The organism is uncultured Maribacter sp. (assembly GCF_947500405.1).
In the GTDB taxonomy this organism is placed as follows: domain Bacteria; phylum Bacteroidota; class Bacteroidia; order Flavobacteriales; family Flavobacteriaceae; genus Maribacter_B.
Map to the genome: position 1 here is coordinate 55,778 of NZ_CANMRY010000001.1, position 24,512 is coordinate 80,289.

30 protein-coding genes are annotated in these 24,512 nt (G+C 30.3%); 16 read left to right on the forward strand and 14 right to left on the reverse strand.

Annotation, left to right across the window (positions count from 1 at the left end):
- Window positions 1-400: 400 nt before the first annotated feature.
- A complete protein-coding gene (locus tag Q0945_RS00265; RefSeq protein ID WP_298488265.1) occupies window positions 401-652 on the reverse strand; it encodes a hypothetical protein in 252 nt (83 codons plus the stop codon).
- Window positions 653-899: 247 nt separating this feature from the next.
- On the opposite strand from Q0945_RS00265, the gene Q0945_RS00270 reads away from it, so the two are divergent.
- Together Q0945_RS00270 and Q0945_RS00275 are read left to right on the forward strand one after the other, a co-directional pair.
- On the forward strand, window positions 900-1,484 hold the full coding sequence (locus Q0945_RS00270) for a Crp/Fnr family transcriptional regulator (RefSeq protein WP_299429605.1): 585 nt from the start codon (window positions 900-902) through the stop codon (window positions 1,482-1,484).
- Between the two features lie 175 nt (window positions 1,485-1,659).
- Window positions 1,660-2,112, forward strand: coding sequence for a carboxymuconolactone decarboxylase family protein (locus tag Q0945_RS00275; protein ID WP_299429607.1), 453 nt, complete (start codon window positions 1,660-1,662; stop codon window positions 2,110-2,112).
- 54 nt (window positions 2,113-2,166) lie between these two features.
- Here Q0945_RS00275 and Q0945_RS00280 read toward each other — a convergent pair whose 3' ends face one another.
- On the reverse strand, window positions 2,167-2,376 hold the full coding sequence (locus tag Q0945_RS00280) for a hypothetical protein (RefSeq protein ID WP_299429609.1): 210 nt from the start codon (window positions 2,374-2,376) through the stop codon (window positions 2,167-2,169).
- A 277-nt stretch (window positions 2,377-2,653) separates the two neighbouring features.
- Between Q0945_RS00280 and Q0945_RS00285 the strand changes: the two genes are divergently transcribed.
- Both Q0945_RS00285 and Q0945_RS00290 read left to right on the forward strand, forming a co-directional pair.
- Window positions 2,654-3,328 (forward strand): DUF2490 domain-containing protein, encoded by a 675-nt coding sequence (locus tag Q0945_RS00285; protein ID WP_299429611.1) that lies wholly within the window; start codon window positions 2,654-2,656, stop codon window positions 3,326-3,328.
- Between the two features lie 11 nt (window positions 3,329-3,339).
- Entirely contained in the window at window positions 3,340-3,831 is a 492-nt protein-coding gene (locus Q0945_RS00290) for a GyrI-like domain-containing protein (RefSeq protein WP_299429613.1), read from the forward strand.
- Here the strand turns inward: Q0945_RS00290 and Q0945_RS00295 are convergent.
- Window positions 3,823-4,044 carry a hypothetical protein gene (locus Q0945_RS00295; protein ID WP_299429615.1) on the reverse strand — a complete coding sequence of 74 codons (222 nt, stop codon included), beginning with the start codon at window positions 4,042-4,044 and terminating at the stop codon, window positions 3,823-3,825. The two genes, Q0945_RS00290 and Q0945_RS00295, sit on opposite strands and share 9 nt — an antisense overlap.
- Before the next feature lie 228 nt (window positions 4,045-4,272).
- Between Q0945_RS00295 and Q0945_RS00300 the strand changes: the two genes are divergently transcribed.
- Window positions 4,273-4,842: a Crp/Fnr family transcriptional regulator gene (locus Q0945_RS00300; RefSeq protein WP_299429617.1), complete on the forward strand. Its 570-nt coding sequence runs from the start codon at window positions 4,273-4,275 to the stop codon at window positions 4,840-4,842.
- 68 nt (window positions 4,843-4,910) lie between these two features.
- Entirely contained in the window at window positions 4,911-5,504 is a 594-nt protein-coding gene (locus Q0945_RS00305; protein ID WP_299429619.1) for a hypothetical protein, read from the forward strand.
- 137 nt (window positions 5,505-5,641) lie between these two features.
- Here Q0945_RS00305 and Q0945_RS00310 read toward each other — a convergent pair whose 3' ends face one another.
- Window positions 5,642-5,863 carry a hypothetical protein gene (locus tag Q0945_RS00310; RefSeq protein WP_299429621.1) on the reverse strand — a complete coding sequence of 74 codons (222 nt, stop codon included), beginning with the start codon at window positions 5,861-5,863 and terminating at the stop codon, window positions 5,642-5,644.
- Window positions 5,864-6,041: 178 nt separating this feature from the next.
- Window positions 6,042-6,728, reverse strand: coding sequence for a peptidoglycan DD-metalloendopeptidase family protein (locus Q0945_RS00315; protein WP_299429623.1), 687 nt, complete (start codon window positions 6,726-6,728; stop codon window positions 6,042-6,044).
- 121 nt (window positions 6,729-6,849) lie between these two features.
- Here Q0945_RS00315 and msrA point away from each other — a divergent pair, with 121 nt between their 5' ends.
- The 4 genes from msrA (at window position 6,850) to Q0945_RS00335 (ending at window position 11,667) form a co-directional block, all read left to right on the forward strand.
- Window positions 6,850-7,536, forward strand: a complete 687-nt coding sequence (gene msrA, locus Q0945_RS00320; RefSeq protein WP_299429625.1) for a peptide-methionine (S)-S-oxide reductase MsrA — start codon at window positions 6,850-6,852, stop codon at window positions 7,534-7,536.
- A 222-nt stretch (window positions 7,537-7,758) separates the two neighbouring features.
- The gene (locus tag Q0945_RS00325; protein WP_299429627.1) at window positions 7,759-9,144 is read left to right on the forward strand and encodes a DUF1080 domain-containing protein; all 1,386 of its coding nucleotides are present in this window, start codon (window positions 7,759-7,761) and stop codon (window positions 9,142-9,144) included.
- Between the two features lie 3 nt (window positions 9,145-9,147).
- The gene (locus Q0945_RS00330; protein WP_299429629.1) at window positions 9,148-10,476 is read left to right on the forward strand and encodes a Gfo/Idh/MocA family oxidoreductase; all 1,329 of its coding nucleotides are present in this window, start codon (window positions 9,148-9,150) and stop codon (window positions 10,474-10,476) included.
- Window positions 10,477-10,479: 3 nt separating this feature from the next.
- Window positions 10,480-11,667 (forward strand): Gfo/Idh/MocA family oxidoreductase, encoded by a 1,188-nt coding sequence (locus Q0945_RS00335; RefSeq protein WP_299429631.1) that lies wholly within the window; start codon window positions 10,480-10,482, stop codon window positions 11,665-11,667.
- Window positions 11,668-11,670: 3 nt separating this feature from the next.
- Here Q0945_RS00335 and Q0945_RS00340 read toward each other — a convergent pair whose 3' ends face one another.
- From Q0945_RS00340 to Q0945_RS00350, 3 genes are read right to left on the reverse strand one after another with little or no spacing between them, the layout of a single operon-like run.
- Window positions 11,671-13,062 carry a hypothetical protein gene (locus Q0945_RS00340; RefSeq protein WP_299429633.1) on the reverse strand — a complete coding sequence of 464 codons (1,392 nt, stop codon included), beginning with the start codon at window positions 13,060-13,062 and terminating at the stop codon, window positions 11,671-11,673.
- Window positions 13,046-13,615, reverse strand: a complete 570-nt coding sequence (locus tag Q0945_RS00345; protein WP_299429635.1) for a hypothetical protein — start codon at window positions 13,613-13,615, stop codon at window positions 13,046-13,048. The genes Q0945_RS00340 and Q0945_RS00345 overlap by 17 nt, the downstream gene beginning before the upstream one ends.
- Entirely contained in the window at window positions 13,599-14,141 is a 543-nt protein-coding gene (locus Q0945_RS00350) for an RNA polymerase sigma factor (protein WP_299429637.1), read from the reverse strand. Before Q0945_RS00350 ends, Q0945_RS00345 begins: the two co-directional genes overlap by 17 nt.
- 109 nt (window positions 14,142-14,250) lie before the next feature.
- Between Q0945_RS00350 and Q0945_RS00355 the strand changes: the two genes are divergently transcribed.
- The 4 genes from Q0945_RS00355 to Q0945_RS00370 all read left to right on the forward strand — a co-directional run bounded on the left by Q0945_RS00355 (window position 14,251) and on the right by Q0945_RS00370 (window position 17,631).
- Complete coding sequence (locus Q0945_RS00355; RefSeq protein ID WP_299429639.1) at window positions 14,251-15,159, forward strand: aldose epimerase family protein; 909 nt, start codon at window positions 14,251-14,253, stop codon at window positions 15,157-15,159.
- Between the two features lie 20 nt (window positions 15,160-15,179).
- A complete protein-coding gene (locus tag Q0945_RS00360; RefSeq protein WP_299429641.1) occupies window positions 15,180-15,737 on the forward strand; it encodes a DUF2911 domain-containing protein in 558 nt (185 codons plus the stop codon).
- Between the two features lie 78 nt (window positions 15,738-15,815).
- Entirely contained in the window at window positions 15,816-16,775 is a 960-nt protein-coding gene (locus tag Q0945_RS00365; protein ID WP_299429643.1) for a glycosyltransferase family 2 protein, read from the forward strand.
- Window positions 16,759-17,631 carry a lysylphosphatidylglycerol synthase transmembrane domain-containing protein gene (locus Q0945_RS00370; protein ID WP_299429644.1) on the forward strand — a complete coding sequence of 291 codons (873 nt, stop codon included), beginning with the start codon at window positions 16,759-16,761 and terminating at the stop codon, window positions 17,629-17,631. Before Q0945_RS00365 ends, Q0945_RS00370 begins: the two co-directional genes overlap by 17 nt.
- Here Q0945_RS00370 and Q0945_RS00375 read toward each other — a convergent pair.
- The 5 genes from Q0945_RS00375 to mazG form a co-directional block, all read right to left on the reverse strand.
- Window positions 17,628-19,286 carry a glycosyltransferase family 39 protein gene (locus Q0945_RS00375; protein ID WP_299429646.1) on the reverse strand — a complete coding sequence of 553 codons (1,659 nt, stop codon included), beginning with the start codon at window positions 19,284-19,286 and terminating at the stop codon, window positions 17,628-17,630. The two genes, Q0945_RS00370 and Q0945_RS00375, sit on opposite strands and share 4 nt — an antisense overlap.
- Window positions 19,283-19,852 (reverse strand): phosphatase PAP2 family protein, encoded by a 570-nt coding sequence (locus Q0945_RS00380; protein WP_299429648.1) that lies wholly within the window; start codon window positions 19,850-19,852, stop codon window positions 19,283-19,285. Before Q0945_RS00380 ends, Q0945_RS00375 begins: the two co-directional genes overlap by 4 nt.
- A 5-nt stretch (window positions 19,853-19,857) precedes the next feature.
- Entirely contained in the window at window positions 19,858-20,085 is a 228-nt protein-coding gene (locus Q0945_RS00385; RefSeq protein ID WP_299429650.1) for a hypothetical protein, read from the reverse strand.
- 30 nt (window positions 20,086-20,115) lie between these two features.
- A complete protein-coding gene (locus Q0945_RS00390; RefSeq protein WP_299429652.1) occupies window positions 20,116-21,492 on the reverse strand; it encodes an MATE family efflux transporter in 1,377 nt (458 codons plus the stop codon).
- Between the two features lie 66 nt (window positions 21,493-21,558).
- On the reverse strand, window positions 21,559-22,332 hold the full coding sequence (mazG, locus tag Q0945_RS00395; protein WP_299429654.1) for a nucleoside triphosphate pyrophosphohydrolase: 774 nt from the start codon (window positions 22,330-22,332) through the stop codon (window positions 21,559-21,561).
- A gap of 78 nt (window positions 22,333-22,410) precedes the next feature.
- On the opposite strand from mazG, the gene Q0945_RS00400 reads away from it, so the two are divergent.
- Window positions 22,411-23,307: an SMP-30/gluconolactonase/LRE family protein gene (locus Q0945_RS00400; protein WP_299429656.1), complete on the forward strand. Its 897-nt coding sequence runs from the start codon at window positions 22,411-22,413 to the stop codon at window positions 23,305-23,307.
- A 54-nt stretch (window positions 23,308-23,361) separates the two neighbouring features.
- Here the strand turns inward: Q0945_RS00400 and Q0945_RS00405 are convergent, their stop codons facing one another.
- Window positions 23,362-23,694, reverse strand: coding sequence for a DUF2853 family protein (locus tag Q0945_RS00405; protein ID WP_299429658.1), 333 nt, complete (start codon window positions 23,692-23,694; stop codon window positions 23,362-23,364).
- Window positions 23,695-23,860: 166 nt separating this feature from the next.
- On the opposite strand from Q0945_RS00405, the gene Q0945_RS00410 reads away from it, so the two are divergent.
- On the forward strand, window positions 23,861-24,508 hold the full coding sequence (locus Q0945_RS00410; protein WP_299429660.1) for a GDSL-type esterase/lipase family protein: 648 nt from the start codon (window positions 23,861-23,863) through the stop codon (window positions 24,506-24,508).
- Window positions 24,509-24,512 lie beyond the last annotated feature (4 nt).

The following is a 24,512-nucleotide window of genomic DNA, read 5'->3' on the forward strand; positions in this document are numbered from 1 at the left end:
AGTGCTATCATATTATTTTTATTAATTTGCTACTATTTGTAGTAGCTATAAATATACTTTCAATTATTATGCCAATGTATATATTTAGCATTTTTAAAACTCTTTTATTTACTCCAACGTTTTACCCTTAAAATTAAAGCCAAAACTGCTACTGCTAATATCCAGAATAATACCCATTTAAGAAAAGCCCAATTAATCATTTGCATTTATTTTATGCAAGTGCTATAGCCCCTATAATTTAAATTCGTATTAAAATTACCTTTTATCACTTGTCGTTTCGTTCTTTAAAGATAAGCTTACAAGGTCTAAAAACCTTAGTAAATCGCTGAAATACAGGTATTTTAGTTAAAGAATAAATGGTTAGATGTATTACAAAAACCAACTATCAAAATACAATACTTTATGCCTGTCTTATTCTGTTTCTTTTGGTTCTAAAAGCTAATTCTTTTAAAATTCTAGAATTTTTGTACATATACAAACGTGTTAGTTGCTTTTCGTTGGTAATCTCTAGGTTTTTAAAAGAGATTAATGTTGTTTGCTCTAACACTACTCCTTTTTCTAAAGTAGTAACTTTTTCCTCAAGAGGTAAGTTTTTTGCAAAACCTAAAACACTCATAAATAAGATTAATAATAATGTAATAACTGCTTTCATAACTAAGATTTGGTTCTGTAAAATTAGAACCCACCTTAAACAAAAAAGAGATAATACGCTGAACAACAAGTATTTTCGGCTAGTGTAAAAAAAATAGATAAAGTACTAAAAAGTATAGATAAACGTATACACCACTACTAAATGCTTAACTGTTTTTAGTGCACTTTATCCATACTTATTAAAAAATATTCCAACATAAGAGCTATAAATAATATCTTTAAACAAATTATTCATCAGTATATATTTCATGAAAAACTACAAGCTACAAATACAAGATTATTTAAACAGGTTTGTTCCATTTTCAGACAGCGAAATAGATATAATCTATAAAAGCCTAGTACTTAAAACTTATAAGAAAAAAAGCTTCTTATTAGAACAAAATTCAATTTGTCTTTACAATTACTTTGTTTGCAAAGGATTAATTAGATCATATACGACAAATTCTGCTGGAGAAGAAAAAACTAGTCAATTTGCTATAGAAAATTGGTGGGTAACTAGTATGGAGAGTTTTATTAAAGAAAAACCTTCTTTTAATACCATACAAGCCATTGAGGAAACTACTGCCTTATGCTTAGATAAAAGCACTTTAAATAGTTTGTATACTAAAGTTCCCAAACTAGAACGTTGCTTTAGAATAATTACAGAGAATATGCTTATTGCTATTTTACGAAAAGATGAAATTTTCATGAAGCTCAATAGCAAAGAAAGGTATTTAGGCTTTGTAAAGAAAAACCCAACTTTTATGCAACGAGTACCACAATATATGGTCGCCTCCTATTTAGGTATTACTCCTGAGTATCTTAGTGAATTAAAAAAAACAATGCATCAGTAAAAAACCTCGGAGCAAGACCGAAAGGTATTAGAAAGAAAATTAGCATTGATTTCGACGCAAGTGTTGGAGCATTTAAATCTCGATTATCGAGTAAATATTTCTTAAGAAATCCTAAGAAGTTATAGCTAGTGCACTTTCTAATTTTGTTATCTCTAATTAAATAATAATAATAATAATGGAAAGAATTACCTATCAAGATATTCCAGATGGAATGTTTCAAAAACTAAAAAATATTGAAGATTTTATTAATCAATCACCTCTTAACGAGTCTTTATTAAAATTAATTAAACTACGCGTTTCTCAAATTAACGGATGCGCCTATTGTGTAGATATGCATTATAAAGAACTAAAACACATAAACGAAACAGAACTCCGTTTATCTTCTTTAGTGGTATGGAAAGAAACACCATATTTTTCAGAAAAAGAAAGGGCTGTTTTAAATTTTTCGGAAACTTTAACGCAAATAGACAATACACCTATTAATAATGAAATTTATAAAACCTTAGAAGATTATTTTTCTAAATCTGAAATATGCTATATAACACTTGCTATTACGCAAATAAATACTTGGAATAGACTTATGAAAACTTTTTTATTTACTCCAGGTAATTATAAAGTTTCATTGTAATCGTAGTATTTTAAGAAAACAACATGTAATAGAAACTAAAATACTAAAATTAGATTAAGCCAATTTAGCTTTGTTTCTTTTAGTAGTAAAAGTTAAAGCCTTTTTTACTTTAGCATTTGTTCTTTTATATAAACGTGCAACCTCTGTAGTTTCTGTTACAATTGTTTTTTCTATAGTAACCACTTTAACTTCTTGCGTGTTGTTTTGCGCTTGTGCAGCTACTGTAATAAAAAGAACAAAAATTAAAGTTAAGATAGTTTTCATGACTTGCGTTTTATATATAATTAAAACGCCCAAAGCCGTATACAGCTAGGTTACAAAACGCTGAAAACCCCTTATTTTTCGGTAATCGACACTAATACAGATAAAGTGTAAAAAATGCTCGATAAACGTACACACACCTAAAAACCTCTTATCGAAAGAAAGTGTTTTTAAACGACATTTATAGATTGGATTTTACTTACTTGTTGTATAAAAAAGAATACAGAAATATAATTTTCCTTATCATGTTACTATATTTGCTTGCCAAAAAAACTATACTATGAACTATCAGTATTTAAAAAATAAAATCCCTGCATTACTATTATTAGTAACTCTTACATTCCCGGCTTATGTACAAAGTCAGGAAAGTAATTTTGGAAATTGGCTTATCTATATTGGAAATAAAAAATTAAATAGTAAATGGAATCTTCATAACGAAGTACAACTAAGAAGCTATAATGCTATAGGAGATTTAGAACAATTACTACTAAGAACAGGCTTAGGCTACTCGCTTAATGAAAACAAAAATAATATCTTATTAGGCTATGGCTATATTACTTCTGAAAACTACATAGCTAATACAAATGATAAGTTTACCGTAAATGAGCATCGAATTTTTCAGCAATTTACATCTAAACAAAGTATAGGAATTGTTTCAGTTAACCATAGATATAGATTTGAACAGCGTTTTGTTGCTAACGATTTTAAAATGCGTTTCCGATATTTCTTAGCTATTAATGTACCGTTAAGTAAAGAAAAGGATAAATACTACTTTTCTGCTTATAATGAGATTTTCTTAAATACTAAAACTTCTATTTTTGATAGAAATAGAGTTTATGCAGGTCTTGGATATAAAATAAACAAAAACATACGTCTAGAAGCTGGTTACATGAATCAGTTTTTTGAAACTACTAGCCGCGATCAGTTTAATATTATAAGCTTTGTTAATTTTTAAGAATAGTACGTTTGATTCCAAGAATAGAAATTAGTAAAGACAAGAAACTAATTGGCAAACAATTAAAAATGTCTTTGGTAGATAATAAAACCCCTACACTATGGAAAAGTTTTATGCAGCAAAGAAAAGAGATTTCTAATATAGTAAACGCTGCTTTATATTCTATTCAGGTTTATGATGCCTCATTAGATTTTAAAAACTTTAATCCGCATACAGTTTTTACCAAATGGGCTGCTGCCGAAGTAACAGATTATAATGCTATACCAAATGCAATGGAATCTTTTATTTTACCAGGAGGTATGTATGCCGTTTTTATTCATAAAGGAAAAACAAGCGACTTTCCTAAAACCATGCAATACATATTTGGTACTTGGCTACCGCAATCTAAATATAATTTAGACCAAAGACCACATTTTGAAATACTATGCGAAAAGTACAAAAACAATTCTGAGGATTCTGAAGAAGAAGTTTGGATACCTATTAAAGATAAAGTCTTAAGCTAATTTTGCTTTGTTTCTTTTAGTAGTAAAAGTTAACGCCTTTTTTACTTTAGAATTTGTTCTTTTATATAAACGTGCAACTTCCGTTTTCTTAACTGTAGTTTCTTTTACAATTGTCTTTTCTATAGTAACTACTTTAACTTCTTGCGTGTTGTTTTGTGCTTGTGCAGCTACTCCGATAAAAAGAACAAAAATTAAAGTTAAGATAGTTTTCATGACTTGCGTTTTATATATAATTAAAACGCCCAAAGCCGTATGTAGCTAGGTCATAAAACGCTGAAAACCCCTTATTTTTCGGTAATCGACACAATTACAGATAAAGTGTAAAAAATGCTCGATAAACGTACACACACCTAAAAACCTCTTACCGAAAGAAAGTGCTTTTAATCGGAAAATAAGATGCTTTTCTTTTGTGAAAGAAGATAAGATTACTACCTTAAAAAAATGAAAGACAAGATTACTCCTATTATTCACTCCGTAACTCCCCTACCTATTTCATCTTTAGAGAAAATAAATAAACTGGTTACCTATAGTTTTTTAAAAAAAGGAGAACCAATAACTAAGGTTGGTCAAACTAATAACTCAGAGTACTTTTTAATTAAAGGTATTTGCAAGAGTTTCCTTTATACACCAGAAGGAGAAGATATAACAATTTCCTTCTTTATGTCTGGCTCTATCTTATCACCAAACACAACAAGAAGTTTAGAAGGAAAATCTATATTAAATATAAGTACATTAACAGATGTAGAAATTGCAACAATTGATGCCGACAAGTTAGAAAGATTAATGATTGAAGATCTAGAAATTAGACATTTTGCAAATACCGTATTAAGGAAAGAACTAATGACAAAAGTTCAAAAAGAAATAGGATTAGCCTCTCTTAAAGGCAAAGACCGATTAGAACGTCTAAGAAAACAATTTCCTAATATTGAGAATCTTATACCACATACAGATATTGCTTCTTATTTAGGAATAACAACTATTTCTTTAAGCAGACTAAGAACACAATCGTAACTCTTATCATTTGTTAATGGACACAATTAATTTAAGGATCACTTTTGTTGTGTAATAAAACAAACTTTATGTCATTTTTAAACTCCATTCTTTTAAAAACTTCGTCTGTTAAAAAAATAGGTGTCACATTTGTCGCAAGTCACTTTATCTTATTAATAATGATGGTATATACTTTTCCCGTAATTAATAGCCAAATTGGAACTAAAGCATTTGACCTTCAAAATTTAGGTTATTCTTTATCTACAGCAGAATTAATAATAAGTAAGCTTAATAATGAAACCACCAATCTTTACCTATTTCCACAATTAACCCTCTTAGATGTATTTTATCCTTTTCTTTTAGCTTTATTTTTAAGTAGTTTTTTATTTCGTCTTATTAAAATTACAAATAGCAGTACTAGAATAACATTTCCTCTTTTGCTCCTTCCTTTTTTAGCTATGGTGTTTGATTATTCTGAAAACATATGCATTATCTTAATGATTACAAAGTCTGTGGAAATATCTAAATCTTTTGTTTTACTATCTAGCACACTTACCATCTTAAAAAGCTTACTAACTACTTTTTCATGGATAGCTATTTTAATATATGCCATGATGTGGATTAGAATAAAAATCTTGAATAGAAAAGCTAAAACACCTATGGGTAAAACGCAATCTACTTAAACAAGGGTTATATATTATCCAAATTACTAATAGGGAGTAAATAATCTAGAGACAATCCCACTAGGCATTAGAAGAAAAATTAGCATTGATTTAGACGAAAGCGTCGGAGCATTTAAATCTCGATTATCGAGTAAAGATTAAGCCAATTTAGCTTTGTTTCTTTTTGTAGTAAATTTTATTGCTTTCTTTACTCTAGCATTAGAACGCTTATACAAACGTGCAACCTCTGTAGTTTTAACTGTAGTTTCTGTTACAATTGTCTTTTCTATAGTAACTACTTTAACTTCTTGCGTGTTGTTTTGTGCTTGTGCAGCTACTGTAATAAAAAGAACAAAAATTAAAGTTAAGATAGTTTTCATGACTTGCGTTTTATATATAATTAAAACGCCCAAAGCCGTATGCAGCTAGGTTACAAAACGCTGAAAACCCCTTATTTTTCGGTAACTGACACAAATATGGATAAAGTGTAAAAAATGCTCGATAAACGTACACACATCCAAAAACACCTTATCGAAAGAAAGTGTTTTTAATCGGATTCTAAACACCTATAGAAAGTAGTAAATTAGGGTTAGGACAATTCTTAGAATAATACTCTACATCTGCCTTAGAAGATACACCTGGATAATCTCCAAAATTCCCTTGTAAATCTTTTATAATTTGAAAATGTAAATGAGGAGCATAGTTAACATTAATCTCTGGTGCTCCCATTTCAGCAAGAATTTCGCCCTGTTTAAATTCTTTTCCTGTATATAATTCTTCTATGGAAGAAATGGACAAATGTCCATATAAGGTATAAAAGACCTCATTATTTACAGAATGTTCTAAAATTATAGTTGGTCCATAATCACCTGGGGTAGTATTATTTTTAAAACTGTGTACTTTACCATCAATAGGAGTTACTATAAGTGTACCTATTGGTGCCCAAACATCTAATCCTAAGTGAATATTTCTAACAAAATCAGATGCACTATTAAAACTAGGTGTATTAGAATATAAATTTCTTTGCTCCAAGTAACCACCATAAGCAACTTTTGCTTTCGAAGCAGCTAAAACCGTATCTATATATTCTTGACATCCTGCTGGTGTGGTAATATTGTGGTGTTCAAGACTAGTATTTGAAACAGATAAATCTAAAGGAGTATATACATCTAAAGAAAATTTAGAATCAATAATAGGTATAGGTTTTTTAGGAATAGTAACTAATATCTTTTCTAAATCTGTCATATTGTAAACTTAAAACAAGAATAGGTATGTATTAAATTTGATATTAATTTTTAATTAACAACTTTTTAACCCAATACTATTGTAAGGTATTTTATCTTTTGAGTACTAAAACAGAAAAAATATGTCCTTTATAAAATTACTACTAGTATCAACTTCATTTCTTTTTACACTTGGATGCCAATCTAAAATAAAAAAAGAAATTCCTGTTACACAAGAAATGCAAGAAGTAACAGAAGTAAAACTAACACCCCAAGAATTAAGCGACTATGAAACTGCTTATTTTGCTAGCGGATGTTTTTGGTGTGTAGAAGCTATTTTTGAAAGTGTAAAAGGAGTTAAAGAAGTAGTATCTGGGTATTCTGGAGGAAAAGAAAAAAACCCAACCTATGAAGATGTAGGTTATGGAAAAACAACCCATGCAGAAACAGTTGAAATTTTTTATGACCCAAACGTAATTTCTTTTACCGCTTTAGTTCAAGTATTCTTTGGTTCTCATGACCCAACTACACTAAACCGTCAAGGGCCAGATAAAGGAACACAATATAGATCTATAGCTTTTTATAAAAATGAAAAAGAGAAAGAAATTATTACCTCTTATATAAAAGCTTTAAAAGACCAAAATGTATATGATGGTTTACCTATAACAACGGAAGTAACTGCTTTTTCTAAATTTTACAAAGCAGAAGAATACCATCAAGATTATGAAAAAAGGAATCCTAATAACTCTTATATAAAAAATGTATCTATCCCAAGGCTAAATAGATTTAAAAAGAATTTTGGTGATTTTTTAAAAGATAATTCACATTAAACTGAATTTTAAAAGTTTTTATAAACGCTCCTTTATTATCTAATCTAATAAAGGAGCGTTTTTTTATGAACCTATTTAAAAATAAGATTAATACAACTACAAGATGTACTTTATAGATAAAATGTAAAAATTACGCTAATAATTTGTACTTTAGACTAATTAATGTGTACGAACACGGTAAAACTAAAAACGCTTAAAATAATCAAACAAATTATCTATTTTATGAAAACAGTATTAAAATCACGTTCCATAATTTATCTACTATTATGTGTAATAACAGTTATTGGGTGTACAGAACAAAAGAAAGACACTACACCTTGGGTTTCTATTTTTGATGGAGAAACATTAAACGGCTGGACACAAAAAGGTGGTATTGCTACATACACCGTAAGAGATGGCTCTATAGTAGGAACTACAGTAAAAAATACCCCTAATTCTTTCTTAACATCAGATAAAATGTATGGCGATTTTATTCTTGAGTTAGATTATAAGGTAGATTCTAGCATGAACTCTGGTATACAAATACGAAGTAATAGTTTTCCTTACTATAAAGATGGTAGAGTTCACGGTTACCAAATAGAAATAGACCCTTCTCCACGTGCATGGAGTGCTGGGATTTTTGATGAGGCTCGTAGAGGTTGGCTAAACCCATTAAATAAAAACCCTGAAGCCCAAAAAGCTTTTAAACAAAACGACTGGAATCACTATAGAATTGAAGCTATTGGAGATACTTTAAAAACGTGGATTAATGATGTTCCTGCTGCTTATTTAATAGATGATAAAACAGCAAGTGGTTTTATTGCGTTACAAGTACATAGTATAAATGAAAAAAAGAAAGAAGGAACAGAGATAATATGGAAAAACATTAATATCCTTACAGATAACTTAGCTAAATATTCCAAAAAATCTCCTTTAACTCCTATCAACACAAAAAATAAACTTACTGTAAACGAAAAAAAAGCTGGTTGGGAAATGTTATGGGATGGCAAAACTACAAAAGGTTGGAAAGGTGCTAAATTAGAAGGGTTTCCTGAAAATGGGTGGGAAATAGAAAATGGAGAATTAACCGTAGTAGCTTCTGATGGTGCTGAATCTGCTGCTGGCGGAGATATTGTTACTAAAGAATTATTTGCAAATTTTGAATTATCTGTAGATTTTAAACTAACTCCTGGTGCAAATAGTGGTATTAAATACTATGTAGATACTAATCTAAATAAAGGAGCAGGCTCTTCTATTGGCTTAGAATATCAAATTTTAGATGACACTTTACATCCAGATGCTAAAAGAGGAAATCATGAAGGAAGTAGAACAGTATGCTCTTTGTATGATTTGATTAAAGCTGACCCAAACAAACCTGTAAATCCAATAGGAGAATGGAATACAGCATATATTTCTTCTATAGACAATCATGTAGAACACTGGATAAACGGCGTAAAAGTTTTAGAATATGAAAGAAAAAGTCCAGAATATTTAAAATTAGTCTCTGAAAGTAAATATAATAAGTGGCCAAATTTTGGAGAACTTGAAAAAGGCCAATTATTATTACAAGATCACGGAAATAAAGTTTCCTTTAAAAATATAAAGGTTAACAAATCTCCTAAAAAATAAAACATGAATTCAAGAAGGGATTTTATAAAAAAAACTACTGCGGGAACTGCAGCAGTAACTATAGGAGGCTTGGTATTACCTAGTTCTAGTTACGCAGGAATACTTGGTGCAAACGATAAAATAAATTGTGCAATTATAGGTGTTCGCAGTAGAGCTAAGGCTCATGTATTAGCTATAAACAAAGATAAAAATGCCAAAATACTATATAACTGTGATGTAGATGATACTATTATAGAAGAGCATAATATATGGTGCAAAAACAATATTGGGTATGTACCTAAAGTAGAGAAAGACTTTAGAAAAGTATTAGAAGACAAAAGGGTAGATGCCGTTTTTATTGCAACTCCAGAACACTGGCATGCACCAATGGCTATAATGGCTTTACAAGCAGGAAAACATGTTTATGTAGAAAAACCATGTAGCCATAACCCATATGAAAATGACTTACTAGTTGAAGCACAAAAGAAGTACGGTAAAAAAGTACAGATGGGAAACCAACAGCGCTCTGCTAAAAGCTCTATTCTTGCTATAAAAGAAATAAGAGAAGGTATTATTGGAGACGTTTATAAAGGCGAAGCTTATTACTCTAACAACAGAGGTTCTATTGGAGTAGGAAACGTTATAGACGTTCCAAAAACATTAGACTGGGAGTTATGGCAAGGTCCAGCACCAAGAAAAGAGTACAAAGATAATATTCACCCATATAACTGGCATTGGTTTCATAACTGGGGAACAGGAGAAATTCATAATAACGGAACCCATGAAATAGATATTTGCCGTTGGGCTTTAGGAGTAAATTTACCAGAAAGTGTTACTTCTTTTGGAGGTAAATATACATATGAAGATGACTGGGAATTTGTAGATAACCAACAAGTAACTTACAAGTTTAAAGACGATAAATTCTTAACATGGACTGGTCATAGTCGTGGAAAAATACAACCTAAACAACCTGGAAGAGGTGCTACAATATATGGTAGCAAAGGTTCTATTACTCTAAGTAGAAATGCTTATAATTTATATGCTTTAGATGGCTCTCTTATAAAAACAGAAAAGGAAGCAGGACAAAGCGCTACAACAAACACCAGAGGTGAAGGTAGTTTAGACGTGTCTCATGTTGGAAATTTCTTTGACGCTATTCGCGAAGATAAGAGTTTACATTCAGACATTCAGGACGCAAGTATATCTACAATGTTATGCCACTTAGGAAATATGGCGCAAGACGCTGGAGAAACCTTGAAAATTGATACCTTAACAGGAAAAGTAACCAACAATGCAAAAGCTATGGAAAGCTGGAAAAGAGAATATGCCGCAGGTTGGGAACCTAAATTATAACACATGAAAAGAAGAGATTTTGTATTAAAAGGAGCTTTAGCAACCGCAGGTATTGCTACCTCAACAAATGTTGTGGCCAATATTCTTAGTTCTAAAAACACTCTAGATAAAGTAACTATTGGAGTAATTGGCACAGGAAATCGTGGCAGCGGGTTAATCCCTTTAATAAATGAAATTAAAAATTTTGATGTTATAGCCTGTTGTGATACGTTACCCTTTAGATTAGAAAAAGGATTAAGTAACACAGCTAAAAAAGCTAAAGGATATTCGGATTATAGAAAACTATTAGATAATCCAGATATTGACGCTGTTTTAATTTCTACTCCTTTTAATACCCATTCTAAAATTGCTATTGATGCTTTAGAAACAGGAAAACACGTTTACTGTGAAAAAACAATGGCAAAAGGTTTAGATGGTATTCAAAACCTAATAAATAAAACAAAAATATCTAATACTGTATTTCAAACAGGGCACCAATACCATAGTTCTCGTTTATATACCCATGTAGTAAATTTACTAAAAGACGGGAAAGTTGGTAAAATAACTTCTTTTGAATGCCAATGGAATAGAAACGGAAACTGGAGAAGACCAGTACCAAAACCCGAATTAGAACGTGCAATTAACTGGAGAATGTATAAAGAGTTTTCTGGTGGCTTAGTTGCTGAACTATGCTCACATCAAATAGATTTTGTGAATTGGGTACTAGGTGCTACTCCAAACAAAGTAATGGGTATTGGCGGTATAGATTATTGGAAAGATGGTAGAGAAACATATGATAATGTAAATTTACTATATGATTATCCTAACGGAGTAAAAGCCAAATTTACTTGCTTAACAAGTAATTCTAAAGATGGTTATCAAATAAAAGTAAAAGGAGACAAAGGAACTATTATTATGGGGCCTAGAAATGCTTGGTTTTATCCTGAAGGAACAAAAAACAAAAAACTAGGAATCGTAGATGGTGTTGCAGGAGCTACTGTTACTTTTGATAAAAATAAAGGGTATCCAATAAAAGTAGAACATTTAAACCCAAGTAAGCAGGCACTACAAGATTTTAGAGATAGTATTACTCTAGATTCTTCTCCTATATCTAATATAACAACAGGAGCCAATACAGCTATTGCTGTGCAAATGGGGTTAGAAGCTATGTATACAGAAAGCATTGTAAAATGGCCTTATAAAATAAGTTAGCAATTATTTTAAAACAACTTCGCTAAATTTAGCATCCACAGTAATATTTTTTTTAGAGGAGTTGTTTTTATGATAACCATTTATCATCGTAGTATTAGAATTACAGTCTTTTTTTACATGTACACTTTCCGGATAAGAAATTTCCGAAGCATACATAAGACCTTCTAAATTACATGCCGAATTTGGTAAATTACACTCTAGCTCTGCATTTTGCATAGTTATACTTATATCTTTAAAATCACTATCAACATAATTAATTTTAAGAGGGCCAAACTTATTATTAATAACTACTTTTTTAAATATTTTATTTATTGTAACATCTGAAGAAGTTGTGTTAAGGTTTAAAAATAACACTTCGTTTAAGGTTATATAATCTGAGTAATCCGCCTTTAAACTTCCATAATTCCATTTTTGAATAACCACTGGAGAATACGATGCATTTACCATTGTATTATTACCCTCTATAATGTTGCCAGATAAATTAGAATATGACAAAGTTGCCCTTAAATTAAACGTTTGTTGGGCAAGTTTAACCTCACCGTGTCTAATATTTAGATACATTTTGATAGATTTTGGCACCTTAATTTTTAATTTCTTCTTTATATTAAAATTCTTTGCCTTACCGTCTTTAGTTAAAAAAACTTTTCTTTTGGCGGCAGCATCATTTCTATGACGCTCCTCCTCTAGCCTATGTTCATGCTCTATCTCCTTATGAAGCCTTTCTATTTCTAAATGTACAGCTTCCATTTTCTCATGCGCCTTCTCTCTTTTAATTTCTGCTTTTTCCATCTTAGCTTCCATTTTTTCGCTCCAAGCTTCTATTTTTTCTTGATAATCCTTATCAAAATTTTTATCAAAATCTTTCTGCCATTTTTTTAAATATGCATCCCCCTCTTCTTCATACGCTTTGTAATCAAATTTAAAAGCAGAAACTGAAGACAATGGTGGCATTTCTGGTAGCTCTGGCAACTTAGGCATTTCTGGTAACTCAGGAAGTTCAACAACAATATGTTCTATAGCATTAACCTCTGGCATATTAAAACTAAAATCGTCCATATTATAATGGCCACTGCTAAATGCGGAAAGGCCTTTGTTATTAGATGTCACAACTATTCTTTTACTACTTCCTAGTATTTGTATAGGATCATCCTTAAAGTACATAGCTGCATCTTCCTCTGTTGCTCCTTCCAAAATAACTGTTGCTTCTATAGATACTTCGTTCTTGTCCCAAGTATCAAATTCTATATCTGCATAGCTTGTTTTTATATCTAGAATAGCACTATCTACTACTTTAAAAGTCTCTTTATATACCTTATTATTTTTTTGTCCGCTACATATAAACACAGACAATACTATAATTAATAATAAATACTTTGTTTTATATAATTTGGTCATTTTCTTCTATTTTTAATTGATCTAATTTCCTTTTCAGCTTTTGTAACAACTGTAATCTTAATTGCAAATTTTTAATTAATGCATTAATAGTATGGTTATTAGGTCCAGATTCATTTAATTCTTTGGTTAAAATTTCATATTCAGAATTTAACTTTGTAAGCTGTTCCATATAACCATCTACAAGCATTTTATTTTTATCAGAAACCTGCAAATTAGATAGTGATACGTTTATTGTTGCTGTATAATAATCTTCTACTTTTTTTAAATCTGGAGAAAGGTCTCCTAATGAAATTGGTTCTTTATTAACTGGCGTTTTAGTAACTACAATTGTCTCTATTGTTTCCTGTTTGTTATATTCTTTATACCCAAAAACACCTGCAGTTATTAGTAATAAAATTGTGGCTGCTATTTTTAATAAACTATAACTTTTCTTTTTTTCTTTAAAAACAACATTATCTAACCGCTTTAAAAAACGTTCTTCATGACCATCTTTTAGTTTTGATTTATGTGCTTGCTGTTCTTTTTTAAATAATTCTCTAAGATCCTGTTTCATAATCTTTTCCTTTTAAAATTTCTTTTAAATATCCTTTCCCTCGTAATAACCTAGTTCTACAGGTACTATGCGTAATATTTAAAACTTCAGATATTTCTAGATGATCATAACCTTCTATCAAAAACATCATTACTACATATTTATAATTTTCTGGCAACTGATCTATTGCTTTGCGTACATCATTAATTGTATACTCTGGAGCAATACTCCAATCTTCATCTTCTACAATATGTACATAGCTTTCATCTAGAGCTACTATTTTTTCTTGCTTCTTTTTTAAAAAATCTATACTCTTATTTACTACTATTCTCTTTAACCACGCACCAAACGTTACTTCTCCTTTAAATTGCTCTATTTTCTGAAAAGCTTTAATAAATGACTCTTGCAAAACATCTTCTGCATCATCTGCATTTTTCACAAAACGCATGGCTATACAGTACATACCATCACAATATTGCCTATACAATTTTACCTGAGCTTTACGGTTATTTTGCTTACACTGTTCTACTACATCTATTTGAAACATTGGCCAGTTTCTGTCTTTTTTGGTTGCTTTGTTAAACTAAGGACGAAAGAATTATACCGATGTTGCAGAAAACGATTATTTTTATATCGATTTTTAAAATTTTGTCCTTTTGAAACAAGTTACTATTAATAATAGTTTTATCACATTAATTGTATTAGACTATGGCGCAGTTATACAAAAAATATTGGTAAAAGATAAAAACGGGGTATCTACAAATGTTGTTGTTGGCTATGATTATCCCAATAAATACTTAAAAGACGAGTTTTTTCTTGGAGCTTGCATTGGCAGATATGCCGGAAGAATTTCTAATGGAGGGTTTGAGCTAGATAGAGAACAATTTCATTTACATTCTAATAATGGCGTACACTTACATGGAGGTAAAAATAGTTTTAGTAAACAGTATTGGAAAATTATTGAAGTTAATTATAAAGAAGACCCATTTGTTAAACTACAATACCATAGTAAACATTTAGAAGAAGGGTACCCAGGAAACCTAACAGCCACAGTAACTTATAAACTGGTAGATAATGCTTTACATGTTATTCATGAAGCAACTACAGACCGTACAACGGTAGTAAACTTAACAAATCATTCTTATTTTAGATTAGATGATGAAACGTTTATTGATGATTATAAGCTACAACTTAATTGTCCTGAAATGTTAGAAACAACAGAGCAGTTAATTCCAACGGGAGTATCTAAATCTGTTAGAGGAAGTGAGTATGACTTTGTTAAACAACGTAGAATTGGCAGCACAAGATTAGATACTCCTTTTGCGATAGATTTAAGTAATGATAAAGCTGCAGAGGTAAGCTCTAAAAAAACAGGAATTGGAATGAAAGTTTACACCAACCAACCAGCAGTTGTAGTGTATACACCAGATGGGTTTCCTGCTATTTGTTTTGAAACTCAAAACTATCCTGACGCACCAAACAAGAAACATTTTCCTAGTAGTGTTTTAAAACCGGGAGAAAAGTACCATAACATTGCGATTTTTAAGTTTGATTTAGTACTTTAGAACATCCTTAAACATTGATTATGAAAAAGTTAAAATGGATTTTAATCGTATTTATTGGTATTGCATTACTTATGAAATTTATTGCAATGCCATATATGCAAAAGCAAACAAAAAAACATAGTCCAGAACAGACTGCAAACTATCATAAAAACAATAAAGATTTAAAGGTGATATATTCTAGTCCGTCCAAAAAAGGAAGAGTATTATTTGGAGAATTAATTCCTTATAATCATGTATGGCGTACAGGTGCAAATGAGCCAACTTCTTTTATAACAGAAACAGATATTAAAATAGTAGATAAAAACTTACCTGCAGGTATATATTCTTTATGGACCATACCAAATAAAGAAAAATGGAATGTTATTTTTAATAGTGAAGTTCCAGAATGGGGGGTTACTATCTTAAGTGGCGGAAAAGAAACTACTAGAAACCCAGAAAATGACGTGGTAAACATAACTGTCCCTACCGAAAAGTTATCTAAAGTAACCGAAAAATTTACTATAGATTTTGATGATTCTAATGAACTTGCACTATTTCTTGCTTGGGACACTACTAGAGTAAATATCCCTATTAATTAACACGAAATTTTCATTACAAAATTGTTAAGCTCACTTGCAATAAAAAACATAACTTTGCCCCGATTTTAAATTAAATAAATGGAGCCTGTTACTACTTCTTTATTATCTATTGTTGTTCCCTTATATAATGAGGAGGACAATGTTGTTTTATTAACACAAAAAATACATGAAAGCTTGGTTGGTTATACCTACCAGATTATTTATGTAGATGATTTTTCTACGGATAAAACAAGAAAGATTGTAAAAGACATGCAGGATGACACAGTTCATTTTATAGAATTAAAAAAGAATTATGGTCAAAGTTTAGCTCTTGCTGCTGGTTTAGATTACGCAGAAGGAGAATATATTATTACTATGGATGGCGATTTACAAAACGATCCTAGCGATATTCCTCAAATGTTAACCTACGCCGTTTCTGGAGAATATGACCTTATTACAGGAATTAGACAAAAAAGAAAAGATTCTCTAGTTAAAAAAATACCTTCTAAGATAGCTAATTTTCTAGTTAGGAGGGTTACAAAATTAGATATAAAAGATAATGGTTGTGCTTTAAAAGTATTTAGCAAAGATATTGCTAAGGAACTTAATTTATATGGCGAAATGCACCGATTTATTACCTTATTAGCCTACCTAGAAGGCGCACAAATAAAACAAGTTCCAGTAAAACACCATGCCAGAAATGCCGGAGTTTCTAAATATGGCTTAGAACGTGTTTTTAAGGTGGTTGCAGATATGGCTTTACTTCTTTTTATACGTAAGTATTTCCAAAGACCTATTCATCTATTTGGCATTATAGGTGCTCTTTTAATATTTGCTGGGTTAGGAATTAACGCCTATTTACTTATAGTAAAATTTGGCCTTGGAGAAGATATTGGCAGTAGACCATTACTAACAGCTGGTATGATGTTTATTTTTGCTGGTATACAATTATTTACTATTGGTATTGTTATGGAACTTCTTATTCGTACCTATTACGAATCTCAAAACAAACGTCCTTATAGAATTAAAAAAATATTTGTAGGTGACAAAGCCTCCTAAACACTTACTTACAGCACTTAAAATTATTATTAGTGCCATTCTAATCTATTTTATTTTTACCAAAATAGACAGTAAAGAAATAGGTACTGTATTAAAGCAAGCTAACCTCGTTTATGTTGCTGTTGCTATACTCTTATTTGTTTTATCTAAAGTAACTGCATCTATTAGACTTAACCTTTATTTTCATCAATTAAATATAAATTTATCTGAAAAAAGCAACCTAAAGCTCTATCTACTAGGTATGTTTTATAATTTGTTTTTACCAGGAGGTATTGGCGGTGATGCATACAAAGGATATGTAATTAAAAAGAAGTTTAATGTTGTAACAAAAAAAGTAATTTCCGTCTTAGTATTAGACCGTTTAAGTGGTTTATTGCTTTTGTTTATCTACACCTGTATCTTGACTTTCTTTGTACAAATAGATTGGCTTCAAAATTTTAAAATACTATTTATTCTAGGTATATTTTTAAGTGTTATTACATTTTGGTTCCTGAATAAAAAGTTCTTTAGTTATACTTTACCAATTTTCTGGATCTCTTTTATTTTTTCTGCATTGGTACAAATAGCGCAACTGGCAAGTATTTTTCTTTTATTAAAAGCTTTAGGTATTAATACCAATATTTTAGGTTATTTATTAATTTTCCTTATCTCTTCTATAGTATCTGTTATTCCACTTACTATTGGTGGGATTGGAAGTAGAGAGGTTACTTTTTTTTACGGCGCAACTCTTTTAAATTTAAACGAAACTGTATCTATAAGTGTAAGTATGCTCTTTTTTTTAGTAACAGCTTTTGTTTCTCTTTTTGGTATTTTTTATCATATTAAAAAACCCACTCTAGAACTAAAAAAGAATTAGTCTACATGAATTAAGTGCATTTTATTAAGCACTTTTTTACGTGTTGTAGGGTTTAAAAATTTAGCTTGTAGCCTAGTTATTCTAAATTGCTTTACTGTTAATTGCTTGTTCCAATCTAAGCCAGATTCTTTAATTTGCACCAAATCAGCATCAGTACAATATACCCAAATATTATTCTTGTTTTTTAATTTTTCAATTGTAATTATGTTTACAGGGTTTTGATTATAAAAATCTAAAGACCAAGAAAATTTAGAAGATATTTTGTAAATATTATCTACAGAAATATTATGCTCTTCTATTTTTTGAGCCATAGAAGAACCTCCCTGATATTCTAATAGATTTGGATAAAAATGGGTATTTAACACAAAATTTAAAAGTATAGCACTACCAACTGCAATACTAATTATTCTATAATAGTATGCCTCTCTTTTTAAACAATAGTACAAAATAATGCCAGCTACTATTAATAATCCAATACACACATAAATTGGTTTATCCTTAAAAACAAAAAAGCAAAATAGACTAGATGCTATAAAAACAATTCCCAATATAAAATACTGTACCCCTAAAATTATTTTTATAGTCTTTGCGTTTTTTACTTCATATAAGTGTATCAAATACGAAGCAGTAAGAACAGCAAATAAAGGCATGGTTACGTTTAAATAATGTGGTAGTTTAAATTGCGCAAAACTTATAATTAAAAAAATTATTGTAATTCCTCCTAAAGTTAAAAACTCTTGATTTGGTTGTCTTTTAAATTTACACTGAACAAGCTCTTTTGCCTTATTCCAATACGCAACTAATCCTATAACTGTCCAAGGCAAAAATACCCATAAGAAAGTATGAAAAAAGAAAAAATAATCACTACTATTTTTTCCAATACCATCGCCACTTAAACGCTCAAAGCTTTGCTCCCAAAAAATAAAAAAGATACCACTTCTATGGTCTTTACCTCGGATTACTTTTTCTGGATGCAAATCAAACTGATGGTAATAAGCATACAACATTGGTGCTATACATATACCAAAAACAACTAAAGCTATAAGCACTCTCCAGTTTAAAAATGCCATGAAATTTCTAGAATATGCCATATGACATACTAAAGGCAAACCTAAAACTAAAATAGCTATTTGCCCCTTAGTAGAAAAAGCAATTGCAGCTCCAAAAGCTCCCAGAAATATTGCCAAAATAGATTTTGTTTCTATATACTCTGCTAGTTTCCAAATAGCAAAAATGGTAAATCCTGTTAAAACAGCATCTGTCCTGACATCTATATTAGACAAAAATATTGTCTGCGCAGTCATAAAAATTAATGCTGCTAATTTTCCAGTAGATTTGTTATACAATAAGTTTCCTAGGCCATAACAACTGTATGCTCCCAGTAAAGATGCTAATATTCCGGGAATTCTATATGCCCAATCATGTAGTCCAAATATCTTAAAAGACAATGCAGCCAACCAGTAATGCATATGAGGTTTATCTAAATACTCATTAGGTCCTTTAAATAAATTAAAAAAGTCATTTTCTTGCACCATTCGCATTGCCATTACAGCAAATTGAGCAGAATCGTTCTCAAAAAGAGTTACAAACATTCCAGTTATATACACTAGAATTATTAGGAGCATAAAAAACCAATATCTTTTGTTAGATATCATATAGGAAATTTCTGAAGTGCAAATATATATAACTTTGTAAACAACCAACCTAAAAACAATCCTATACCTGTACCGGTTATTATATCTAAAGGAAAGTGAACTCCAATATACACCCTGCTATAAGCAACCATTGCTGCCCAGAATAATAGAAAAGTTCCTATATATTTATATTTAGAAGTTAAAAGGTTCGTAAAAAAAGTTGCTACCGCAAAAGAGTTAGCAGCGTGGGCAGAAAAATAACCATATTTACCACCGCAATAACTTTTTACCAAACGCAAAAACGTATTTACCTCAGAATCATGACATGGTCGTAATCTTTGCACTCCATATTTAAAAAAATTTGCTAATTGATCTGTAACGCCAATCATAATACCAACGGTAACTAATAAAAAAAATGTTTTTTTAAGTCCTAATTGTCTGTACGACAAAAAAAGTAAAACCACATAAAGAGGGATAGAGCTAAGCTTATTGGTTACGGTTAACCAAAAGAAATCCCACGTTGGTGTTCCTAAATTATTTAGGCACAGAAAAAGGGTTTTATCTAGCTTTATAAGTTCTTCTAGCATAGTAGTTATTGTTCGTACCTAGAAACTTCTCTGTCATAAAAAGCAGATGCTTCTTCTATTAAAGACTCCGCTTCTGCTTCTAATTCTTTTTGGTCTTCTTTAGAAAAATCTTCTAACCATTCTACCTCATCATCCTCTAAATTAATAATGAATCTTGGGTACTCTGTATGCACAACAAAAATTGCTGTTGGATAATCTGTATTATCTCCTAATAAAAATTTTGGAAATTCCATGGTAACTATTTTATAATAATTAATTATATACTAAGCCTTTGAAGAGCTTATTAATTTTTTTGTTAAATAATTAAACCGAATATACAACATAATGCCAGAAGCGGTTAAACCTGTAAGTAAGCCAATCCATATACCAGTACTCTTAAAATTTGTATATAATCCTAAATAAAATGAAATTGGGAAACCTATAACCCAATAGGCTATAAAAGTAATTAGGGTTGGGATTTTCACATCTTGCAAACCTCTTAATGCTCCTAAAACTACAACTTGTACTCCGTCTGATATTTGAAAAAAAGCGGCAACTAATAAAAGTTTTGCTGCAAGGGTAATTACTATTGTATTATCTGCTAAATTAATAGCATCATCTAAATCTAAATATAAAGTTGGAAACCAATTTCTACATACCAAAAACAGAATAGCAAATACTATTTCTAACAATAGTGTTAGAAAAAATATAGATTGCCCTATTCTTCTTAATTCTTTAAAATTTTGTAATCCTTTTTGGTTCCCCACGCGTATCATAGCTGCCACGCCTAACCCCATACCAAACATAAATGTCATACTACTTAAGTTTAGTGCTATTTGGTTGGCTGCTTGCGCATTTTTACCTAAAACACCACTTAACCATATTGCGGCTGTAAATATTGCAACTTCAAAAAACATTTGTAATGCAGAAGGAAAGCCAAGCGAAATCATTTTTTTTATAACTTTCTTTTCTATTACTCTAAAATTAAAGTTTGTAACATATCCTCTAAACTTCTCTTTACTTTTTAGTAAAAACCATATATAAACAATCATAATGACTCTAGAAACCAATGTTCCTATTGCAGCACCAACTATTCCCATTTTAGGAAAACCAAAAGTTCCAAAAATAAGAAGATAATTAAGAATAATATTAATAACATTCCCTATTATGGTTGCGTACATTGGGTATTTTGTTTGCGACAAACCATCGGAAAATTGTTTAAACGCTTGAAAAATAACCAACGGAATTAAAGAAAAAGCAACCAGGTTTAAATAAGGCATAGCAAGTGCTACTACCTCATTAGATTGTTTCATAGAGTACATTAAAGGCTTTGCTAAAAAGACTGCGCCAAACAAAATTATTCCTAAAATTGTACATAAGAACAGCCCGTGCTTGAGCGCACTTTTAGCATCTTTCTTGGCTCCTGCCCCATCTGCTTCGGCAACAAGTGGAGTAATTGCCGTAGAAAAACCAATTCCAAGAGACATTGCTATAAAGACAAAACTATTTCCCAAAGAAACTGCTGCTAACTCTGCTGTTCCTAATTGCCCAACCATAATATTATCTGCCAACTGCACAAATGTATGGCCCAACATACCCATAATTACAGGTACAGAGAGCTTTATGTTATAACGAAACTCTTTTGTGTATTGCTTAAACAAAACGTAATGGATTATTAATGAGCAAAGATAAGATTTAGGAAAGGGAAAACTTATTAAAAAAAGAAATTACAAACCTTTTGCTTCTTCCCAATACACATCCATTTCGGCAAGTGTCATATCTTCTAGAGCTTTACCTAATTCCTTCGCTTTTTTCTCTAAATATTGAAAACGACCAATAAATTTTTTGTTGGTCCTTTCTAAGGCATTTTCTGGGTTTACTTTTAAAAATCTAGCGTAATTAATCATCGAAAATAAAACATCGCCAAACTCTGCTTCTATCTTATCAGTATTTCCTGCATCTATTTCTACTTGTAACTCTGCTAATTCTTCTTGCACTTTCATAAATACTTGTCGGGGCTCTTCCCAATCAAAACCTACACCTTTTACTTTATCTTGTATTCTACTTGCTTTTACTAACGCAGGTAAACTCCTAGGAACTCCTTCTAAAACACTTTTCTTCCCTTCTTTTAGTTTTAGCTGCTCCCAATTACGTTTTACATCTTCTTCATTTTCCACTTTTACGTCGCCATAAATATGTGGATGTCTATGAATTAATTTTTCACAAATTTCATTAGCCACATCTGCTATATCAAAAGTATTTGTCTCGGATCCAATCTTTGCATAAAAAACAATATGCAGCAGTAAATCTCCAAGCTCTTTTTTTACTTCCTCTAAATCATTATCCAGAATAGCATCACCCAACTCATAAGTCTCCTCTATAGTAAGGTGTCTTAAGGTCTCCATGGTCTGTTTTTTATCCCAAGGACATTGTTCTCTTAGCTCATTCATTATAGTTAATAAACGGTCTATAGCTTTTAACTGAGTTTCTCTACTGTTCATAAAAAAAGTTTGCGCTAAGTTACAAAGTAGTACTCTTTTGCGGTGTCAAAAAAAACATCTAATTTTCATAAAAAAATCATGCTAAAAAAAGCAAATATCATTTTATACATTATATTATTATTCATCTCATCTTGCAAAACATCGCAAAAACTAATTGCTAAGAATGCCAAGTTACAATTAGTGTCTGATGCTTTTATGTTTACCGAAGGACCAGCAGCTAATAAAAAAGGAGATGTTTACTTTACAGACCAGCCAAACAATCGTATTCACATTTGGTACGCACAAAATAATAGTATTAGTACTTTTATGGAAAATGCTGGTAGATCTAACGGGTTATACTTTGACAATGAAGATAATTTAATTAGTTGTGCTGATGAAAAATTTGAATTATGGAAAATAGACACATTAAAAAATATATCTGTCCTTCTAAAAGATTATAAAAACCTAAAGCTTAATGGCCCCAATGATTTAGTTGTAACACCAAAAGGCGGTATATATTTTACCGATCCTTATTACCAAAGACCTTATTGGAAAAGAAAAAAGAAAGAAATAGAAAAAGAACAAGTTTATTATATTTCTCCAGATAATAACACAACCAAAGTTGTTATTAATGACTTGGTACAGCCCAACGGAATCATAGCTACTCCAGATGGCGAAAAACTTTATGTAGCAGATATAGGAGCTAAAAAAACATATAGTTTTACTATTAAAAAAGATGGTTCTTTAGTAAACAAAACTCTCTTTGCTAATATGGGCTCTGATGGTATGACCATAGACAATCTAGGCAACATTTACTTAACTGGTGATGGGGTTACCATATTTAATTCTAAAGGTAAAAAAATACACCACATTAAAGTGCCTCAAGATTGGACAGCGAACGTAACTTTTGGTGGACCAAAACAAGACATTCTTTTTATTACTGCTCTTCATAGTATTTATACCCTAAAAATGAATGTAAATGGTGTTAGATATTAAAAAAGCCACTTTAAAAGTGGCTTTAAGCATATTAATAAACGACTGTGTACAATACTATCCTAATTCCGCTTGAACTAAATAATAAAAAGCAGGTCTACTCTTCATTCTTATTCCAGACATTTTAGTTGCAACACTTTGTATTGCTTCCATTGCCTTATCTTTATCTGTAACGCCAAGCTTCTTTTCTACAAAGTTTCTACGAACAGTTTCTAATTCAGAAGCATCTTGCCCAGAAACTAATGTAGCATCTTTATTATTTACCATAGACTTTAAGCTATTTACATAGCCATCTAATTTATCTTGATCAATGTCTGTAACACCACAATCGTTTAATTGACTAACTGCTGTGGCTTTTAATTTTGCTAGCTTTTCTGCTAATTCACTCATAATAGATATTGGTTTTTAGTTAATATTTTATTCTGCTTAGTAAGATAATTAAAAGTAAATAAAATTCATAAAACCTCAGGATATAAAATATTTATTATTAAAATTAAAGTTTCTTGTATATCTTTAAAAAACCATTTAACTGGTTTTATCTATTTCCTAATAAAATATGCCAAAAAAAATTTTAGTAACCCTTTTTTTTTTAAGTAGTATTTTTTCTATTTATAGTCAAAACAGGTTTCAAGAAGAAGTTAATTTTATTCAAGAAAAAAATAAATTCCTCTGGAATAAAAACGAAGAAACCATTGTATTTACAGGGAGTTCTAGTATACGACTTTGGAAAAACCTAGATACTATTTTTCCAAAAAATCAAATAATAAATACTGGATTCGGAGCTTCTCTATCTGGAGACTTATTACACTATGTACAAGAGTTAATACTAAATTACAAACCTGTAAAAGTATTTATTTATGAAGGTGAAAATGATATTGCTTATGACAAAACACCAAAAAAAATCATACAAAACATTAACAATATAATTAAAAAAATTAGAAATCAAAACAGCCAAACATACATTGTATTAATTTCTGCTAAACCAAGTATTAAGAGATGGCATTTAAGAAAAAAGTACAAACGCTTTAATAGAAAACTTAAGAGGGTAACAAAAAAGGACAGACTATTACATTTTGTTAATGTGTGGAAGCCTATGCTAAACAGTAATAAAATAAATACTAAAATATTTAATAAAGATGGTTTACACATGAATAAAGAAGGATATAATATTTGGTATTCTGTTATAAAAAAACACTTAAATTAAAAGC

Excerpts from the sequence above, each read along its gene's own strand:
- Q0945_RS00360 (WP_299429641.1), top strand. The coding sequence starts at position 15,180 with ATGAAAAAGTTAAAATGGATTTTAATCGTATTTATTGGTATTGCATTA.
- Q0945_RS00340 (WP_299429633.1), bottom strand. The coding sequence starts at position 13,062 with ATGACCAAATTATATAAAACAAAGTATTTATTATTAATTATAGTATTG.
- Q0945_RS00375 (WP_299429646.1), bottom strand. The coding sequence starts at position 19,286 with ATGATATCTAACAAAAGATATTGGTTTTTTATGCTCCTAATAATTCTA.
- Q0945_RS00410 (WP_299429660.1), top strand. The coding sequence starts at position 23,861 with ATGCCAAAAAAAATTTTAGTAACCCTTTTTTTTTTAAGTAGTATTTTT.
- Q0945_RS00330 (WP_299429629.1), top strand. The coding sequence starts at position 9,148 with ATGAATTCAAGAAGGGATTTTATAAAAAAAACTACTGCGGGAACTGCA.
- Q0945_RS00350 (WP_299429637.1), bottom strand. The coding sequence starts at position 14,141 with ATGTTTCAAATAGATGTAGTAGAACAGTGTAAGCAAAATAACCGTAAA.
- Q0945_RS00295 (WP_299429615.1), bottom strand. The coding sequence starts at position 4,044 with ATGAAAACTATCTTAACTTTAATTTTTGTTCTTTTTATCGGAGTAGCT.
- Q0945_RS00405 (WP_299429658.1), bottom strand. The coding sequence starts at position 23,694 with ATGAGTGAATTAGCAGAAAAGCTAGCAAAATTAAAAGCCACAGCAGTT.
- Q0945_RS00265 (WP_298488265.1), bottom strand. The coding sequence starts at position 652 with ATGAAAGCAGTTATTACATTATTATTAATCTTATTTATGAGTGTTTTA.
- Q0945_RS00305 (WP_299429619.1), top strand. The coding sequence starts at position 4,911 with ATGTCATTTTTAAACTCCATTCTTTTAAAAACTTCGTCTGTTAAAAAA.
- Q0945_RS00325 (WP_299429627.1), top strand. The coding sequence starts at position 7,759 with ATGAAAACAGTATTAAAATCACGTTCCATAATTTATCTACTATTATGT.
- msrA (WP_299429625.1), top strand. The coding sequence starts at position 6,850 with ATGTCCTTTATAAAATTACTACTAGTATCAACTTCATTTCTTTTTACA.
- Q0945_RS00335 (WP_299429631.1), top strand. The coding sequence starts at position 10,480 with ATGAAAAGAAGAGATTTTGTATTAAAAGGAGCTTTAGCAACCGCAGGT.
- Q0945_RS00310 (WP_299429621.1), bottom strand. The coding sequence starts at position 5,863 with ATGAAAACTATCTTAACTTTAATTTTTGTTCTTTTTATTACAGTAGCT.
- Q0945_RS00285 (WP_299429611.1), top strand. The coding sequence starts at position 2,654 with ATGAACTATCAGTATTTAAAAAATAAAATCCCTGCATTACTATTATTA.
- Q0945_RS00380 (WP_299429648.1), bottom strand. The coding sequence starts at position 19,852 with ATGCTAGAAGAACTTATAAAGCTAGATAAAACCCTTTTTCTGTGCCTA.
- Q0945_RS00300 (WP_299429617.1), top strand. The coding sequence starts at position 4,273 with ATGAAAGACAAGATTACTCCTATTATTCACTCCGTAACTCCCCTACCT.
- mazG (WP_299429654.1), bottom strand. The coding sequence starts at position 22,332 with ATGAACAGTAGAGAAACTCAGTTAAAAGCTATAGACCGTTTATTAACT.
- Q0945_RS00400 (WP_299429656.1), top strand. The coding sequence starts at position 22,411 with ATGCTAAAAAAAGCAAATATCATTTTATACATTATATTATTATTCATC.
- Q0945_RS00385 (WP_299429650.1), bottom strand. The coding sequence starts at position 20,085 with ATGGAATTTCCAAAATTTTTATTAGGAGATAATACAGATTATCCAACA.
- Q0945_RS00275 (WP_299429607.1), top strand. The coding sequence starts at position 1,660 with ATGGAAAGAATTACCTATCAAGATATTCCAGATGGAATGTTTCAAAAA.
- Q0945_RS00270 (WP_299429605.1), top strand. The coding sequence starts at position 900 with ATGAAAAACTACAAGCTACAAATACAAGATTATTTAAACAGGTTTGTT.
- Q0945_RS00280 (WP_299429609.1), bottom strand. The coding sequence starts at position 2,376 with ATGAAAACTATCTTAACTTTAATTTTTGTTCTTTTTATTACAGTAGCT.
- Q0945_RS00365 (WP_299429643.1), top strand. The coding sequence starts at position 15,816 with ATGGAGCCTGTTACTACTTCTTTATTATCTATTGTTGTTCCCTTATAT.
- Q0945_RS00345 (WP_299429635.1), bottom strand. The coding sequence starts at position 13,615 with ATGAAACAGGATCTTAGAGAATTATTTAAAAAAGAACAGCAAGCACAT.
- Q0945_RS00315 (WP_299429623.1), bottom strand. The coding sequence starts at position 6,728 with ATGACAGATTTAGAAAAGATATTAGTTACTATTCCTAAAAAACCTATA.